General features: G+C 62.6%; 1 protein-coding gene. It reads right to left on the bottom strand.

The genetic code is table 11. From position 1 onward, the window contains the following. Positions 1–25: 25 nt before the first annotated feature. On the bottom strand, positions 26–235 hold a 210-nt coding region (locus SB751_RS35350; protein WP_410749657.1), incomplete at its 5' end, for an FKBP-type peptidyl-prolyl cis-trans isomerase.

The raw sequence follows: 235 nt of genomic DNA, 5'->3' as shown, positions 1-235 counted from the left end.
CTTGTTCCTTGCGCGTTGCGCGCTTTTACTTTTCGATGCCGACCAGTTCGACTTCGAAAGTCAGATCGCTGTTCGGCGGAATCGGACCGACGCCGCGTTCACCGTAAGCGGTCGCCGCCGGGCAGGTCAGCTTGGCCTTGCCGCCGACCTTCATCTTCTGCACGCCTTGCGTCCAGCACGGAATCACGCGATTGAGCGGAAACGTTGCGGGGCCGCCGTGCTTCGCGGAGCTGTC

This window comes from Cupriavidus sp. SIMBA_020 (assembly GCF_046535395.1).
GTDB classification, from domain to species: Bacteria; Pseudomonadota; Gammaproteobacteria; order Burkholderiales; family Burkholderiaceae; genus Cupriavidus; species Cupriavidus campinensis.
The sequence above is the reverse complement of the archived record's forward strand: the minus strand, read 5'-3'. Positions and strand labels throughout refer to the sequence as shown.